Below are 14586 nucleotides of genomic sequence, written 5' to 3'. Positions count from 1 at the left end.
GCGTCGATCAGGTGCGGTTCAGCCAAAGGGTCAGCAGGACGAAGACGCCGATGATCATGGAGAAGGCGTACTGGTAGATGTGGCCGGATTGCAGGCGCCGCACGACGAAGGCGAAGCGTCCGACCAGGCTGGCCGAGCCATTCACCGCGACGCCGTCGATCAGCACCTCGTCGCCGCCCCTCCACAGGCCGCGACCGAGAAGGCGGGCACCACCGGCGAAGAACCAGTCGTTGAAGTCGTCGAAGCCGTACTTCTTCTCCAGCACCCAGGCGAACGGCGCCAGGCGCGCCTTGATCACCGCCGGCAGGTCTGGGCGCACGATGTAAAGGAACCAGGCTGTCGCCGCACCGGAAACGGCGAACCAGAACGGCAGGGTGCCGAGGGCGTGGATCATCATGGCGATGACGCCGTGGAAGGATTCCTTCATGTGCGCCAGCGCGCCGTGCTCGGGAGCGATGACGATGGCGTCGCCGAAGTAGCCGCCGAACAGCATCGGGCCGATGAACCAGCCGGCCGCGATGGAGGGGATCGCCAGCAGGATCAGCGGCACGGTGACGACCTTGGGCGACTCGTGCGGTTCGGCGTGGTGGCCGTGGCCATGCTCGCCATGATCACCGTGGTGAGCGCCGGCGTGGCGGAAGCGCTCCTCGCCGTGGAAGGCGAAGAACACCAGGCGGAAGGAATAGAGGCCGCCGATGAAGACGCCGGCAAGGAGCGCGGCGTAGGCGAAGCCGGCACCCGGAATGTGGGACAGGTGCACCGCCTCGATGATCGAGTCCTTGGAGAAGAAGCCGGCGAAGGGCGGCAGGCCGGCGTTGGCGATGGCGCCGATCAGCACCGTGGCGTAGGTGATCGGCATGTACTTGCGGAGGCCGCCCATGCGCCGCATGTCCTGCTCGTGGTGCATGGCGATGATCACCGAACCGGCACCGAGGAACAGCACCGCCTTGAAGAAGGCGTGGGTCATCAGGTGGAAGATCGCCACAGAGTAGGCAGAGGCACCCAGCGCCACGGTCATGTAACCGAGCTGCGACAGCGTCGAGTAGGCGACGACGCGCTTGATGTCGGTCTGGACGATGGCGATCAGTGCCATGAAGAAGGCGGTGATGGCGCCGATGACGATGACGAAGGACAGCGCCGCCTCGGACAGTTCGAACAGCGGCGACATGCGCGAGACCATGAAGATGCCGGCGGTCACCATGGTGGCGGCGTGGATCAGCGCCGAGATCGGGGTCGGGCCTTCCATCGAGTCGGGCAGCCAGACGTGCAGCGGGAACTGCGCCGACTTGCCCATGGCGCCGATGAACAGCCCGATGCAGATGACCGAGATCAGGGCCCAGCTGCTGCCGGGAATCAGTTCGACCGTGGCCGCCGCCAGTTCCTTGCCCTTGGCGAACACCGTGAAATAGTCGAGCGAGCCGGCGTAGGCGGCGATGAGGCCGATGCCGAGCAGGAAGCCGAAGTCGCCGACGCGGTTGACGAGGAAGGCTTTGAGGTTGGCGTAGATCGCCGTCGGCCGGTTGCACCAGAAGCCGATCAGCAGGTAGGAAACCAGGCCCACCGCCTCCCAGCCGAAGAAGAGCTGGACGAAGTTGTTGCTCATCACCAGCATCAGCATCGAGAAGGTGAACAGCGAGATGTAACTGAAGAAACGCTGGTAGCTGTAGGTGCGCGCCAGACTGTCGACGGGCCAGTTTTCCTCGTCGTGCGCCATGTAGCCGATGGTGTAGATATGCACCATCAGCGAAACGAAAGTGACGACGATCATCATGATCGCGGTAAGTCGATCGATGAGGAAGCCGATCTCGAACTTGAGGCCGCCCGATTCGAGCCAGGAATACAGCGTGCCGTTGAAAGTATGGCCGGCCATCACGTCCTGGAACACCAGCAGCGAGCAGGCGAAGGAAATGGCGACGCCGAGGCTGGTCACCCAGTGCGAACCGGCGCGGCCGATGGCGCGGCCGAAGAAGCCGGCAACGATGGCGCCGACGAGCGGTGCGAAGGGGATGATGAGATAGAGCGATTTCATCCCGTTATCCCTTCAGGCTGTCGAGGTCATCGACATGGATGGTCGAGAGGTTGCGGAAAAGCACGACCAGGATGGCCAGGCCGATCGCCGACTCGGCGGCGGCCACCGTCAGGATGAAGAAGACGAAGATCTGGCCGGCGGGGTCGTTGAGGTAATAGGAGAAGGCGACGAAATTCATGTTCACCGCGAGCAGGATCAGCTCGATCGCCATCAGCAGCACGATCAGGTTCTTGCGGTTGAGGAAGACGCCGACGATGCCGATGGCGAAGAGGATCGCGCCGAGGATCAGGTAGTGGGACAGCGACAGCATCACTCGCCCCCTTCCTTCTCCGCCGGCATGGAGACCATGCGCACGCGATCGTTGCGGCGGACCTTGACCTGGTCGGACGGGTGCATGAACTTGGTGTCCTTGCGTTTGCGCAGCGTCAGCATGACGGCGGCGACGATGCCGACGAGCAGCACGATGGAGGCCAGTTCGAAGGGGTAGGCGTAGTCGGTGAACAACAGGCGTCCGAGGATCCTGGTATTGCTGTGGTCGGCCGGAATCGCCGGCGGCGCCATTTCGGCCAGGCTGAAGTAGTGGCCGCCGAGCACCACCGACATCTCGAAGATCATCAGCGCGCCGACCAGCCCGCCCAGCGGCAGGTAGTGCCAGAAGCCCTGGCGCAGACGATCGATGTTGATGTCGAGCATCATCACCACGAACAGGAACAACACCATCACCGCGCCGACATAGACCATGATCAGGGCGATGGCGAGGAACTCGGCATGCAGCAGCAGCCAGATGCCGGCGGCGTTGAAGAAGGCCAGCACCAGCGCCAGCGCGGCATGCACCGGGTTGCGCGCGGTGATCACCCGCAGGCTGGCCAGCACCATGATGGTTGCCAGCATGTAGAAGACGAAGGTCTTGAATTCCATCATGCCTCCGCTGGGCCGCCCGGACCGAAGGAAATCTTCGCGGGACAAGGCGGCATGCGCCCCCCCGTGGGGGGCAGCGAGATGATTTTTCGAGCGTGGGGGGCCATTATCGGTACTTGGCGTCGAGGGCGCGGTCGGCGGCGATCTGCGCCTCGTAGCGATCGCCGTTGGCCAGCAGCATCTGCTTGGTGTAATAGAGGTCGCCGCGCGTCTCGCCGTGATACTCGAAGATGCGCGTCTCGACGATGGCGTCGACCGGGCAGGCTTCCTCGCAGAAGCCGCAGAAGATGCACTTGGTCAGGTCGATGTCGTAGCGCGTGGTGCGGCGGCTGCCGTCCTCGCGCTCGGCGCCCTCGATGGTGATCGCCATCGCCGGACACACCGCCTCGCACAGCTTGCACGAAATGCAGCGCTCTTCCCCGTTCGGGTAGCGACGCAAGGCGTGGAGACCGCGGAAGCGGAAGCCTTGCGGCGTCTTCTCGTCCGGATACTGCACGGTGATCTTGCGGGCGAAGAAATAGCGCCCGGTCACCATCATGCCCTGCAGCAGCTCGGTGAGGAACAGGCCTTTGACGAAGTCCTTCATGGCACCCATGGTTATCTCCTGCCTCCCGTCATTTCCAGATGTTGAGCGGCGACATCATCCAGACGCCGACGACGACGATCCAGACGAAGCACAGCGGGAGGAACACCTTCCAGCCCAGACGCATGATCTGGTCATAGCGGTAGCGCGGGAAGGTGGCACGGAACCAGAGGAACAGGAACAGGATGAAGGAGATCTTGGCCATCAGCCACCAGACGCTGTCCGGCAGGAATCCCACCGGCGACAGCCAGCCGCCGAGGAAGAAGATCGAGACCATCGCCGAAATCAGGATCATGTTGGCGTATTCGGCGAGGAAGAACAGCGCGAAGGCCATGCCCGAGTATTCGATCATGTGGCCGGCAACGATCTCGGATTCGCCTTCCACCACGTCGAACGGCGCGCGGTTGGTCTCGGCCACGCCGGAAATCAGGTACACCAGGAACATCGGCAGCAGCGGCAACCAGTTCCACGACAGCAGGCCGATGCCCATGCCGGCGAAGGTGCCCTTGCCCTGCGCCGCGACGATGGCGGTGAGATTGAGGCTGTTCGACACCATCAGCACCACGATCAGCGCCATGCCCATCGAGATTTCGTAGGACACCATCTGCGCCGCCGAGCGCAAGGCGCCGATGAAGGCGTACTTCGAGTTCGAGGCCCAGCCGGAGATGATGATGCCGTACACGCCGATCGAGCTGACGGCCAGCAGATAGAGGACGCCGGCGTCGATGTTGGCCAGCACCAGACCGGTATCGAAGGGAATGACCGCCCACGCCACCAGCGCCGGGGCCAGACCCATGATAGGACCGAGGATGAACAGCGCCTTGCTCGCCTTGGTCGGAACGATGATTTCCTTGAACACCAGTTTGAGCGCGTCGGCGATCGGCTGCAGCAGGCCGAACGGCCCGACGCGGTTGGGGCCGATGCGCACGTGCATGTAGGCGATGACCTTGCGCTCGAAGTACGGCAGGTAGGCCACCGCGGCCACCACCGGTGCGAGGATCGCCACGATTTTCATCATCGTCCACAGCAGCGGCCACAAGGGCTGGACCCAAGCCCACAGGGGGCCGAGGAGAGGCTGAATGAAGTGCAGGACCTGGGCTTCCATCACGCACGCTCCACGGTCACGTTGGCGAACATGGCACCGAGGCCAGCCGTCGCCGAATGGGCTGCGGCAATGCGCACGCAGTTGTCGGGAACACCGGCATCGAGTTGCGCGACCAGAGACACCGTACCGCCAGCGCCGATATTTACCATATCGCCTGCGACCACGCCGGTCCTGGCCAGGGTCGCAGCATTCATGCGCGCCGTCGGAGCCGCCGCGTCGGCTGTTGCCTGCAGACTCGGTGCGCGGCGCGCAAGGGCATCGGCGAAATGGATCGGCACGTCGGCGACACGTTCAATGCCGGATACGGCCGGCAGTTCGACGGCAACGCCGTCGACGCCATTGTCGAGACCGGAGACGAATTCGGCTTTGCCGCCGAGCACCTCGTCGCGCACCTGTTCCGAGCTGTCGTAGCCGAAGCCGTCGAGTTCGAGCAGGTTGCCGAGGACACGCAGCACCTTCCACGCCGGCCGGGCCTCGCCCTGCGGCTTGGCCACGGCGTAGAAGCTCTGCACGCGGCCTTCGGTATTGATGAACGTGCCCGAGGTCTCGCTGAAGGGCGACACCGGCAGCAGCACATCGGCGTAGTCGAGGGCCGCCTGCGACTTGAACGGCGAGACCACGATCACGCTCTTGGCCTGCTTCATCGCCGCCAACGCGGCGGCGCCGTCGGCGCAGTCGAACTCGGGTTCAGTGCCCAGCAGCAGATAGGCCGTGCGCGGTTCGGCCAGCATGCGCGCCGCGTTGAGGCCCTCGCCCTTTGGCACGGCATTGGCGACGTAGCCGCCGACGCTGTTGGCCGCCTCGCCGAGAAAGCCGAATTTCGCGCCGAGCAGGCCGGCCAGTTGCTGGGCCAGTGCGTTGAGCACGGCGGCCTGCGGATGGTGCTGGACGAAATTGCCGAGCAGGACGCCGGCGCTGGCGCCGGAAACCAGGCTGTCGGCGATCCGTTTGGCTTCGGCCGACACCGTAACATCGACACCGGCATTTGCGCCCTTGGCGTCGGCGACGGCCTTGAGCACCTGGGCCAGCATCGCCGGCAGCTGCGACGGCGCGGCGACGGCCTTGGCGAACAGCTTGATCAGCAGGTCGTCATCGGCCGAGTGGATCACGCTGACTTGCGTGCCCTTCTTCGCCACCTGCCGCAGGCGCTGGGCGAGCAGCGGGTGATCCTTGCGCAGGAAGCTGCCGACCACCAGCACGCGGTCGAGCGTGTTGATCTCGGCGATCTTCATGCCCAGCCAGGGCGCGCCCTGGCGCTTGCCGTCGGCCGAGAAGTCGGACTGGCGCAGACGGAAATCGATGTTCTCGCTGCCCAGACCGCGCATCAACTTGGCGACGAGCGCCATTTCCTCGAGCGTGGCATGCGGGCTGACCAGCGCACCGATGGACTCGGCCCCGTGGTTCTTCGCCACGTCGCGCAGGGCGTGCGCCGTATAGTCGAGGGCGACGTTCCAGTCGACCTCCTGCCACTGGCCGTCCTGCTTGACCATGGGCTTCGTCAGGCGTTCGGCGGAATTTAATGCCTCATAGGAGAAGCGGTCCTTGTCCGACAGCCAGCACTCGTTGACCTGCTCGTTCTCGAGCGGCAGCACGCGCATCACGCGGTCGTGCTTGACCTGGACGATGAGGTTGCTGCCGAGGCCGTCGTGCGGGCTCACCGACTTGCGCCGCGCCAGTTCCCAGGTGCGGGCGGAGAAGCGGAAGGGCTTGGAAGTCAGCGCACCGACCGGGCAGAGGTCGATGATGTTGCCCGAAAGCTCCGAATCGACGGTCTTGCCGACGAAGGACATGATTTCGGCACGGTCGCCGCGGAAGGCCTGTCCGAGTTCCATCAGGCCGGCGATTTCCTGGGTGAAGCGCACGCAGCGGGTGCAGTTGATGCACCGGGTCATGTCGGTGCTGACCAGCGGGCCGAGATCCTTGTTCGGCACCACGCGCTTGTCTTCCTCGTAGCGCGAGGCGCCGTCGCCGTAGCCGACGGCGAGATCCTGCAGCTGGCACTCGCCGCCCTGGTCGCAGATCGGGCAGTCGAGCGGATGGTTGATCAGCAGGAATTCCATCACGCCCTTTTGCGCCGTGACGGCCATCTCGGAATGCGTGAACACCTTCATGCCGTTGGTCACCGGCGTGGCGCAGGCCGGCAGCGGCTTGGGCGCCTTCTCCACCTGCACCAGGCACATGCGGCAGTTGGCCGCGATCGACAGTTTCTTGTGGTAGCAGAAGTGCGGGATGTAGACGCCAGCCTGATGCGCGGCCTCGATCACCGTGCTGCCCTCGGGTACCGAAAGCTGTTTGCCGTCGAGTTCGAGTTCCAGCATTACGCCTGTCCCATTTTGCGCGTGTAGAACGTGCTGCCCGTGCGCTGCACGTCCGGCGGCACCAGACACTTCTTGTGTTCGATGTGGTACTCGAATTCGCTGCGGAAGTGCTTGATGAAACTTTGCACCGGCATCGAGGCGGCGTCACCGAGGGCGCAGATAGTGCGGCCCATGATGTTCACCGTCAGGCGGTCAAGCAGCGCAAGATCCTCGGGCTTTCCCTGGCCATGCTCGATGCGGTGGATCACCTTGTAGAGCCAGCCGGTGCCTTCGCGGCAGGGGGTACATTGGCCGCAGGACTCTTCGTAGTAGAACCAGGCGAGGCGCTCCAGCGCCTTGACCATGCAGGTGGTTTCGTCCATGACGATGACCGCGCCCGAACCGAGCATGGAGCCGGCCTTGGCGATGGAATCGTAGTCGAGCGTGCAGTCCATCATGATGTCGCCGGGGAGCACCGGCGCCGAGGAGCCCCCGGGGATGACGGCCTTGAGCTTGCGGCCGCCGCGCATGCCGCCGGCCATTTCGAGCAGCTTGGCGAATGGCGTGCCCATCGGCACTTCGAAGTTTCCCGGGCGATTGACGTGGCCGGAGACGGAGAAGAGCTTGGTGCCGCCGTTGTTGGGCTTGCCGAGATTGAGGAAGCCCTCGCCGCCGATGCGGAAGATGAAGGGGATCGAGGCGAAGCTCTCGGTGTTGTTGATGGTGGTCGGCTTGCCGTAGAGACCGACATTGGCCGGGAACGGCGGCTTGAAGCGCGGCTGGCCCTTCTTGCCCTCGATCGACTCGAGCAGCGCCGATTCCTCGCCGCAGATGTAAGCGCCCCAGCCGTGGTGGGCGAACAGGTCGAAATTGAAGCCCGAGCCGAGGATGTTCTGGCCCAGATAGCCGGCGGCGCGCGCCTCGTCGAGCGCATCCTCGAAGCGCTGGTAGAGTTCGTAGATCTCGCCGTGGATGTAGTTGTAGCCGCGACCGGCACCGACCGCGTAGGCGGCGATGATCATGCCTTCGATGATGACATGCGGATCGTAGCGCTGGATGTCGCGATCCTTGAAGGTGCCGGGCTCGCCCTCGTCGGTGTTGCAGACGATGTACTTCTCCGGCGCCGCCTTGGGCATGAAGCTCCACTTGAGGCCGGTGGGGAAGCCGGCGCCGCCGCGGCCGCGCAGCACCGACTTCTTCACCTCGGCGATGACGTCGTCGGGCGACATACTCGTCTCTATGATCTTCCGCAGCGACTGGTAGCCGCCGCGCGCCTCGTAGTCCTTGAGGCGCCAGCCCGCATCGTTCTCCAGGCGCCACTCGTGGCCGCCCTGCTGCCAGCCGGCGGAGAGCAGTGGGTTGATCGCTTCGAGCAGGGCCATTATTTGCACTCCTCGAGCAGCTTGTCGATTTCTTCCGGCGTCATGAAACAGTGCATGCGCTTGTTGTTCGACAGGATCACCGGCGCGTCGCCGCAGGCACCCATGCACTCGCCTTCCTTCAGCGTGAACCTGCCGTCGGCCGTGGTCTCGTTGAAGTCGATGCCGAGCTTCTGCTTGAGGTAGTCGGCGGCATGCACGCCGCCCGACAGCGCGCAGGGCAGGTTGGTGCACACCGTCAGCTTGTACCTGCCGACCGGCTGCAGGTCGTACATGTTGTAGAAGCTGGCCACCTCGTAGGCGGCGATGGCCGGCATGTCGAGGTAGGCTGCGACGGCGGCGATGGCATCCTGCGACAGCCAGCCCAGTTCATCCTGGGCAAAGGCCAGCGCCGCCATCACCGCCGACTGCTTCTGCGCGGCGGGATACTTGGCGACCTCGCGGTCGATCTTCCTGAGGGTGGCTTCGCTGAACATAGCCTTATCTATCAACTTCGCCGAAGACAATATCAAGGGTACCGATAATGGTCACCACGTCAGCCAGCATGTGCCCCCTTGCCATCTCGTCCAATGCGGCAATATTCTGAAAGGCAACCGAACGCAGCTTGACGCGGTAGGGCTTGTTGGCGCCATCCGAAATCATATAAACGCCAAACTCGCCCTTGGCGTGCTCGATTCCGGCATAGACCTCACCGGGCGGAACATGCATACCCTCGGTGGCAAGCTTGAAATGATGGATCAACTCTTCCATGCTGCCCTTCATCTTCTCGCGCGACGGCGGGGCGACCTTGTGGTTGTCGCTGATGACGGGCCCGGGATTATTGCGCAGCCAGTCGATGCACTGCTTGACGATGCGATTGGACTGGCGCATCTCCTCCATCCGCACAAGATAGCGGTCATAACAGTCGCCATTGACGCCGACCGGGATGTCGAAATCGAGTCGATCATAGACCTCGTACGGCTGCTTCTTGCGCAGGTCCCACTCGACGCCGGAGCCACGCAGCATCGGGCCGGAAAGACCAAGTTGCAGGGCACGCTCCGGTGGAATGACGCCGATGCCGACCAGACGCTGCTTCCAGATTCGATTGTCGGTCAGCAACGTTTCGTATTCGTCGCAGTAGGCGGGGAAGCGGTTGGCGAAGTCCTCGATGAAGTCGAGCACCGAGCCTTCGCGCGCGGCGTTGAGTTCCTTCACCGTCTGCGCGTTCTTGAACTTGTTCACCTCGTACTTCGGCATTCGGTCCGGCAGGTCGCGGTAGACGCCACCCGGGCGGTAGTAGGCCTGATGCATGCGCGCACCGGTGACAGCCTCGAGAATGTCGCAGATATCCTCGCGTTCGCGGAAGGTGTACAGCACCATCGCCATCGCGCCGACGTCCAAGGCATGCGCACCGAGATTGAACAGATGATGGTGGATGCGCGTGATCTCGTCGAACAGCACGCGGATGTACTGCGCCCGCAGCGGCACATCGATGCCCAGCAGGCGCTCGATCGCCATGCAGTACGGATGCCCGTTGATGATCATCGACGTGTAGTCGAGCCGATCCATGTAGGGCACCGATTGGATCCAGGAACGCGTCTCCATCAGCTTCTCGGTACCGCGATGGAGCAGGCCGATATGCGGGTCGGCGCGGACGACGACCTCGCCATCGAGTTCCAGCACCAGGCGCAGCACACCGTGCGCCGCCGGGTGCTGCGGGCCGAAGTTCAGGGTGTAGTTCTTGATCTCAGCCACGGTCGTCCACCTTGCCGTAGTTGTCCTCGCGCACGATGCGCGGCGTGACCTCGCGCGGCTCGATGGTCACCGGCTGATAGACCACGCGCTGCTGCGCCGGGTCGTAGCGCATCTCGACGTGGCCGAAAACCGGGAAGTCCTTGCGGAACGGGTGGCCGACGAAGCCGTAGTCGGTGAGGATGCGGCGCAGGTCGGGGTGGCCGCTGAACATGATGCCGTAGAGGTCGAAGGCCTCGCGCTCGAACCAGTTGACGCCGTTCCAGACGTCGACCAGCGAATCCACTACCGGGAAGCCGTCGTCGGGCGCGAACACGCGCAGGCGCAACCGCCAGTTGTGGGTCAGCGAAAGCAGGTGGCTGACTGCGGCGAAGCGCGGCGTCCCCGCCGGGTTCGTAGCGGAATATGCCACCTCGCCATAGGCACCGTAATCGACACCGCAGAGGTCCATCAATTGCTCGAAACACAGGTCGGGGTGATCGCGCAGCGTGGTCGCCACCTCGAGGTAGTCGGCGGCGGCGACCACCAGCGTCACCTCGCCGCGGTCGACGCCGAGGCTGCCGATACGCTGGCCCAGTACGTCCCGCAGGTTCTGACAAAGCTTGTCCAGCTTGGCGCTCATTGGCTCAGTTGAATACGAATGCGTTCGAGGATTTGGCGAGGCGAATCAGCGGGCGATGGTGAAGGTACGGGTGATCTTGTTCTGCAGCTGGATGATGCCGTAGAGCAGCGCCTCGGCCGTCGGCGGGCAGCCCGGCACGTAGATATCGACCGGGACGATGCGGTCGCAACCGCGCACCACCGAATACGAATAGTGATAGTAGCCGCCGCCGTTGGCGCACGACCCCATCGAGATCACCCAGCGCGGCTCCGCCATCTGGTCATAGACCTTGCGCAGCGCCGGCGCCATCTTGTTGGTCAGGGTTCCGGCGATGATCATCACGTCCGACTGCCGCGGACTGGGGCGGAACACCACGCCGAAACGGTCGAGGTCGTAACGCGACACGCCGGTGTGGATCATCTCGATCGCGCAGCACGCCAGGCCGAAGGTCACGGGCCAGAGCGAACCGGTGCGCGTCCAGTTGATGAGCTTGTCCAGCGAAGTGGTGACGAAGCCTTCCTGCAGTACGCCTTCGATGCTCACGCCTTGGTCTCCACGATCAGTCCCAGTCCAGCGCGCCCTTGGCCCAGGCGTAGACGTAGCCCACGACGAGGATGGCGATGAAGACGAGCATTTCGATGAAGCCGAACAGCTTCACGGATTCGGTATTGACGATCTCCTTGAAGATCGTCGCCCAGGGGAAGAGGAAGGCGATTTCGAGATCGAACAGGATGAAGATGATGGCGACGAGGTAGTAGCGCACATCGAACTTCATGCGCGCATCCTCGAAGGCCTCGAAGCCGCACTCGAAGGCGGAGAGCTTTTCCGGATCGGGGCGGTGGGGGCCGACCACGCGACCGACAATGATCGGGACGCAGCCGAAGATCAGGGCAACGAATATGAAAACGAGGACGGGAAAATAGTTTTCCAGCATTTTGGTGGCTTGTGCCGCGTAACGTTGCGCTGCTTGACCCCGAAAAACGAACCGCAAAAAACTTGGTGCCGTCGGCGAGACTCGAACTCGCACAGCTTTCGCCACTACCCCCTCAAGATAGCGTGTCTACCAATTTCACCACGACGGCCCGGACATTGTCTTACCGTACTGCCTGACGCCCGTTGCACGTCCGGCGGCCGTTGCCGTGCGCCGGACATTAGGCGCTGATTATATAGCAAGGCTTTTACTGCGACGCAAAAAAATGCGTTCGTGGCAACGAATCCATCGCGCTCGAGACCACCGCGCGAGTCCGATTGCCGCAATCAGTTTCTTTCCGGACGGTACACGGTTGCCGTCAATTCCCGCGCCAGGCGAATCGCCGCCGCATTCATGATCTGGTAGAGGTTGCGCGCAATGCCCTCGCGCAACGGAACCAGCAGCGCCGGCAGGCGCAGCGAGCGGCTCAGCGCCTGCGTTTCCTGCGCATACAGGCGCAGCAGTTCGTGCAGCCGCTGCTCGAGTTCCCCGCGCGGATAAGCTGCCCGCAGTGCCGCCCGCCAATTTTTGTGCTGCGGCCAGTGGCCGAGAATGGCATAGGCCGCACCGAGCAGACGTTCGATGCGGCGCATGCGGATCGGCTCGATTTCCTCGTAGCGAATCACGATGCCGATGGGCAGGCCGCTGACCCGCGCCAGGAAGGCACGATCGATCTCCTGAGTCGCATGGAACAGTTGCCGCACGATGGCGTGATCGGGCGTCGCGCCGTGGCGCAGCGCCTCGCCGGCGCGCCGGATCACCAGCGTGTCCTTTTGCACTTCCTTGGCGACGTTGAGGGCGAGGAACGGCTCGATGCGCGGCAGCGCGACGCGCAGCGGCAGCACGCCGCGCAAGGCATCGGTGGTGCGATGGGCGTAGGTCTCGAGGATCCTGCGATCGAACGCAGCCAGAGCATCCACGGGGGTCATGACTACTGGACCTTCCCCGGACAGGTGTTGCGGAAAGCCGGGGCGCCGTTCCCCGGCCGCTCAGTCGGCCAGAGGCTTGGCCGCGCGATGCAGCCCGATCATGCCGGCAAGCAGCGACTTGGAGATCACGTCGCGATACCCCAGCTCCCGCAGGACCTGGGACAACTCGTCGGCGGAATAGAACATCTCGAGCGCCTCGATGAAATACTTCTTGGCGCCGAGCGCCGCGCTGCCGCTGCCGAAGAGCAGGCCGGTGATGGCGAGACTGCCGCGCAGATAGGCGTAGTAGAGCTTCTCGACGGTCGGATTGCCCGGACGCAGCATGTCGCAGTGATGGAAGCGGCCGCCCGGCTTGAGCACGCGGTGGATCTCGGTGAACAGGTCGCGTACCCGCAGGTGCCGAGACGCCCATTGCAGCGTGACCACGTCGAAATGGTTGTCGGGGAAGGGCAGCACATGCACGTCGCCGATGGTGCTGCTGGCCAGTTTCAGGCCGCGGTCCTCGGCGCGCTGGCGGCCGACTTCCTGCATCGCCGCGCTGCGATCCATGGCATGGAGCTCGAGACTGGGTTCGCGCTGGAGCAGCGCAATGCCGACGGCGTTGGTGCCGGCGCAGACGTCCAGCACCCGCTGCCCGGGGCGCAGTTCGATGATGGACATGAAATTGCGCAGGAACCAGTTCCACAGACCGAAGCTGGCGATGTGGTTGGCTCGGTCGTAATAGGGAGCGACATCGACGAAGACATCGTGCAACTCCTCCTTCCATACCGTGTTGAAGCGCTGCTCGCGCAGCTGTTCGCGAATGGCAAGGGGCGGCGGGCTCATGGCGATCGGTCCAGTCGGGGTGGTTGCGATTACTTCGGGATGTCCTGCGCCTTCGAACCGTCTTTGGCCGGCGCCGGAACTTCTGCCGGCGCGGCGGCCGGGGCCTTTTGCACGGCGGCATCCATGACGCTGCCGGAAACCGTCGGCTTGGCGTTGGCCATGTAGGCGAGCCCCAGGCTGGTCATGAAGAAAATTGCGGCCAGGACACCCGTCGTGCGCGACAGGAAGTTGGCCGAGCCCGAGGCGCCGAAGAGGCTGCCCGAGGCGCCGCTGCCGAAAGCGGCACCCATGTCGGCGCCTTTGCCGTGCTGAATCAGCACCAGGCCGATGACAGACACGCCGACCAGGATATGGACCGTCAGCACCAGGGGAAACAGGAAAGTCATCGCATCACTCCAGTTCAGGCCGCGGCGCCTATCGCCAGGAAGTCGGCAGGTACCAGCGCGGCACCGCCGATGAGGCCGCCATCGATGTCGGGCTGCGCCATCAGTTCCTTGGCATTGTTGGGTTTCATGCTGCCGCCGTAGAGAATCTGCAGGCCGGCGGCGACATTGGCATCGACCGCGGCAACGCGGGCACGGATCAGCGCATGCACTTCCTGCGCCTGCTCAGGGCTGGCAGTCTTGCCGGTACCGATGGCCCACACCGGTTCGTAGGCGACAACCGACTTGGCCAGGCCGGCAGCGCCGATGCAGGCGATCACCGCGTCCAGTTGACGCGTAATCACCTGGCCGGTGATGTTGCCTTCGCGTTCGGCCAAGGTCTCGCCGACGCAGATGATCGGAATCAGGCCGGCCTTGATCGCGGCATCGGACTTGGCGGCGACGACCTCGTCGGTCTCGCCGTGGTAGCTGCGACGCTCGGAATGGCCGACGATGGCATAGCGGCAGCCGAAATCGTTGAGCATGGCGGCGCCGACCTCGCCGGTGTAGGCGCCCTGGGCATGGCGGGAGACATCCTGGGCGCCCCAGGCGATCGTCGTACCGCTCAGGGCGGCACGGGCCTGCGCCAGATAGGGGAAAGGCACGCAGACCGCGAGGGTCGCCTTGGAGGCGGCGGCGCCGGCCTTGATGCCATCGAGCAGGGCCTGGTTGGCGGCGCTATCGCCGTGCATTTTCCAGTTGCCGGCGACGAGTTTGGTTCGAGCCATGTCTCTTGGGTCTTCTAGGATTCGGAAGGGGCTGGATTATACCGGTCACAGCCGCCGCCGGTCAATTTG

Annotated in this window: 16 protein-coding genes and 1 tRNA gene; all 17 read right to left on the bottom strand. The window is 64.0% G+C overall.

Annotation, left to right across the window (positions count from 1 at the left end):
• Positions 1 to 7: 7 nt before the first annotated feature.
• Complete coding sequence (gene nuoL, locus EJE94_RS08135) at positions 8 to 2029, bottom strand: NADH-quinone oxidoreductase subunit L (RefSeq protein WP_121242291.1); 2022 nt, start codon at positions 2027 to 2029, stop codon at positions 8 to 10.
• Between the two features lie 4 nt (positions 2030 to 2033).
• The gene (gene nuoK / locus EJE94_RS08130) at positions 2034 to 2339 is read right to left on the bottom strand and encodes an NADH-quinone oxidoreductase subunit NuoK (RefSeq protein ID WP_121242292.1); all 306 of its coding nucleotides are present in this window, start codon (positions 2337 to 2339) and stop codon (positions 2034 to 2036) included.
• Positions 2339 to 2947: an NADH-quinone oxidoreductase subunit J gene (locus EJE94_RS08125; protein WP_121242790.1), complete on the bottom strand. Its 609-nt coding sequence runs from the start codon at positions 2945 to 2947 to the stop codon at positions 2339 to 2341. The genes nuoK and EJE94_RS08125 overlap by 1 nt, the downstream gene beginning before the upstream one ends.
• A 106-nt stretch (positions 2948 to 3053) precedes the next feature.
• The gene (gene nuoI, locus EJE94_RS08120; RefSeq protein WP_121242293.1) at positions 3054 to 3542 is read right to left on the bottom strand and encodes an NADH-quinone oxidoreductase subunit NuoI; all 489 of its coding nucleotides are present in this window, start codon (positions 3540 to 3542) and stop codon (positions 3054 to 3056) included.
• A gap of 19 nt (positions 3543 to 3561) precedes the next feature.
• Positions 3562 to 4635 carry an NADH-quinone oxidoreductase subunit NuoH gene (gene nuoH / locus EJE94_RS08115; protein ID WP_121242294.1) on the bottom strand — a complete coding sequence of 358 codons (1074 nt, stop codon included), beginning with the start codon at positions 4633 to 4635 and terminating at the stop codon, positions 3562 to 3564.
• Entirely contained in the window at positions 4635 to 6953 is a 2319-nt protein-coding gene (gene nuoG / locus EJE94_RS08110) for an NADH-quinone oxidoreductase subunit NuoG (protein WP_121242295.1), read from the bottom strand. Before nuoG ends, nuoH begins: the two co-directional genes overlap by 1 nt.
• Positions 6953 to 8314 (bottom strand): NADH-quinone oxidoreductase subunit NuoF, encoded by a 1362-nt coding sequence (gene nuoF, locus EJE94_RS08105; protein WP_121242296.1) that lies wholly within the window; start codon positions 8312 to 8314, stop codon positions 6953 to 6955. The genes nuoG and nuoF overlap by 1 nt, the downstream gene beginning before the upstream one ends.
• Positions 8314 to 8787 (bottom strand): NADH-quinone oxidoreductase subunit NuoE, encoded by a 474-nt coding sequence (nuoE, locus tag EJE94_RS08100; RefSeq protein WP_121242297.1) that lies wholly within the window; start codon positions 8785 to 8787, stop codon positions 8314 to 8316. Before nuoE ends, nuoF begins: the two co-directional genes overlap by 1 nt.
• 4 nt (positions 8788 to 8791) lie before the next feature.
• Positions 8792 to 10045: an NADH-quinone oxidoreductase subunit D gene (locus tag EJE94_RS08095; RefSeq protein WP_121242298.1), complete on the bottom strand. Its 1254-nt coding sequence runs from the start codon at positions 10043 to 10045 to the stop codon at positions 8792 to 8794.
• Positions 10038 to 10664 carry an NADH-quinone oxidoreductase subunit C gene (locus tag EJE94_RS08090; RefSeq protein ID WP_121242299.1) on the bottom strand — a complete coding sequence of 209 codons (627 nt, stop codon included), beginning with the start codon at positions 10662 to 10664 and terminating at the stop codon, positions 10038 to 10040. Before EJE94_RS08090 ends, EJE94_RS08095 begins: the two co-directional genes overlap by 8 nt.
• Before the next feature lie 45 nt (positions 10665 to 10709).
• Positions 10710 to 11186: a NuoB/complex I 20 kDa subunit family protein gene (locus EJE94_RS08085; RefSeq protein ID WP_121242300.1), complete on the bottom strand. Its 477-nt coding sequence runs from the start codon at positions 11184 to 11186 to the stop codon at positions 10710 to 10712.
• Positions 11187 to 11202: 16 nt separating this feature from the next.
• Complete coding sequence (locus tag EJE94_RS08080) at positions 11203 to 11577, bottom strand: NADH-quinone oxidoreductase subunit A (RefSeq protein WP_121242301.1); 375 nt, start codon at positions 11575 to 11577, stop codon at positions 11203 to 11205.
• Between the two features lie 63 nt (positions 11578 to 11640).
• A tRNA-Leu gene (locus tag EJE94_RS08075) sits at positions 11641 to 11725 on the bottom strand.
• A gap of 175 nt (positions 11726 to 11900) precedes the next feature.
• Entirely contained in the window at positions 11901 to 12533 is a 633-nt protein-coding gene (locus EJE94_RS08070) for a hypothetical protein (protein ID WP_165904785.1), read from the bottom strand.
• Positions 12534 to 12602: 69 nt separating this feature from the next.
• Complete coding sequence (locus tag EJE94_RS08065; protein WP_121242303.1) at positions 12603 to 13367, bottom strand: class I SAM-dependent methyltransferase; 765 nt, start codon at positions 13365 to 13367, stop codon at positions 12603 to 12605.
• A gap of 29 nt (positions 13368 to 13396) precedes the next feature.
• Positions 13397 to 13753: a preprotein translocase subunit SecG gene (secG, locus tag EJE94_RS08060; protein ID WP_121242304.1), complete on the bottom strand. Its 357-nt coding sequence runs from the start codon at positions 13751 to 13753 to the stop codon at positions 13397 to 13399.
• A 14-nt stretch (positions 13754 to 13767) separates the two neighbouring features.
• Positions 13768 to 14517 (bottom strand): triose-phosphate isomerase, encoded by a 750-nt coding sequence (gene tpiA / locus EJE94_RS08055; RefSeq protein WP_121242305.1) that lies wholly within the window; start codon positions 14515 to 14517, stop codon positions 13768 to 13770.
• Positions 14518 to 14586 lie beyond the last annotated feature (69 nt).

This window comes from Sulfurisoma sediminicola (assembly GCF_003865015.1).
Classification (GTDB): Bacteria; Pseudomonadota; Gammaproteobacteria; order Burkholderiales; family Rhodocyclaceae; genus Sulfurisoma; species Sulfurisoma sediminicola.
The sequence above is the reverse complement of the archived record's forward strand: the minus strand, read 5'-3'. Positions and strand labels throughout refer to the sequence as shown.

Coding starts and splice junctions, on each gene's coding strand:
- nuoL (WP_121242291.1), bottom strand. CDS start 2,029: ATGAAATCGCTCTATCTCATCATCCCCTTCGCACCGCTCGTCGGCGCC.
- nuoK (WP_121242292.1), bottom strand. CDS start 2,339: ATGCTGTCGCTGTCCCACTACCTGATCCTCGGCGCGATCCTCTTCGCC.
- EJE94_RS08125 (WP_121242790.1), bottom strand. CDS start 2,947: ATGGAATTCAAGACCTTCGTCTTCTACATGCTGGCAACCATCATGGTG.
- nuoI (WP_121242293.1), bottom strand. CDS start 3,542: ATGGGTGCCATGAAGGACTTCGTCAAAGGCCTGTTCCTCACCGAGCTG.
- nuoH (WP_121242294.1), bottom strand. CDS start 4,635: ATGGAAGCCCAGGTCCTGCACTTCATTCAGCCTCTCCTCGGCCCCCTG.
- nuoG (WP_121242295.1), bottom strand. CDS start 6,953: ATGCTGGAACTCGAACTCGACGGCAAACAGCTTTCGGTACCCGAGGGC.
- nuoF (WP_121242296.1), bottom strand. CDS start 8,314: ATGGCCCTGCTCGAAGCGATCAACCCACTGCTCTCCGCCGGCTGGCAG.
- nuoE (WP_121242297.1), bottom strand. CDS start 8,787: ATGTTCAGCGAAGCCACCCTCAGGAAGATCGACCGCGAGGTCGCCAAG.
- EJE94_RS08090 (WP_121242299.1), bottom strand. CDS start 10,664: ATGAGCGCCAAGCTGGACAAGCTTTGTCAGAACCTGCGGGACGTACTG.
- EJE94_RS08080 (WP_121242301.1), bottom strand. CDS start 11,577: ATGCTGGAAAACTATTTTCCCGTCCTCGTTTTCATATTCGTTGCCCTG.
- EJE94_RS08065 (WP_121242303.1), bottom strand. CDS start 13,367: ATGAGCCCGCCGCCCCTTGCCATTCGCGAACAGCTGCGCGAGCAGCGC.
- secG (WP_121242304.1), bottom strand. CDS start 13,753: ATGACTTTCCTGTTTCCCCTGGTGCTGACGGTCCATATCCTGGTCGGC.
- tpiA (WP_121242305.1), bottom strand. CDS start 14,517: ATGGCTCGAACCAAACTCGTCGCCGGCAACTGGAAAATGCACGGCGAT.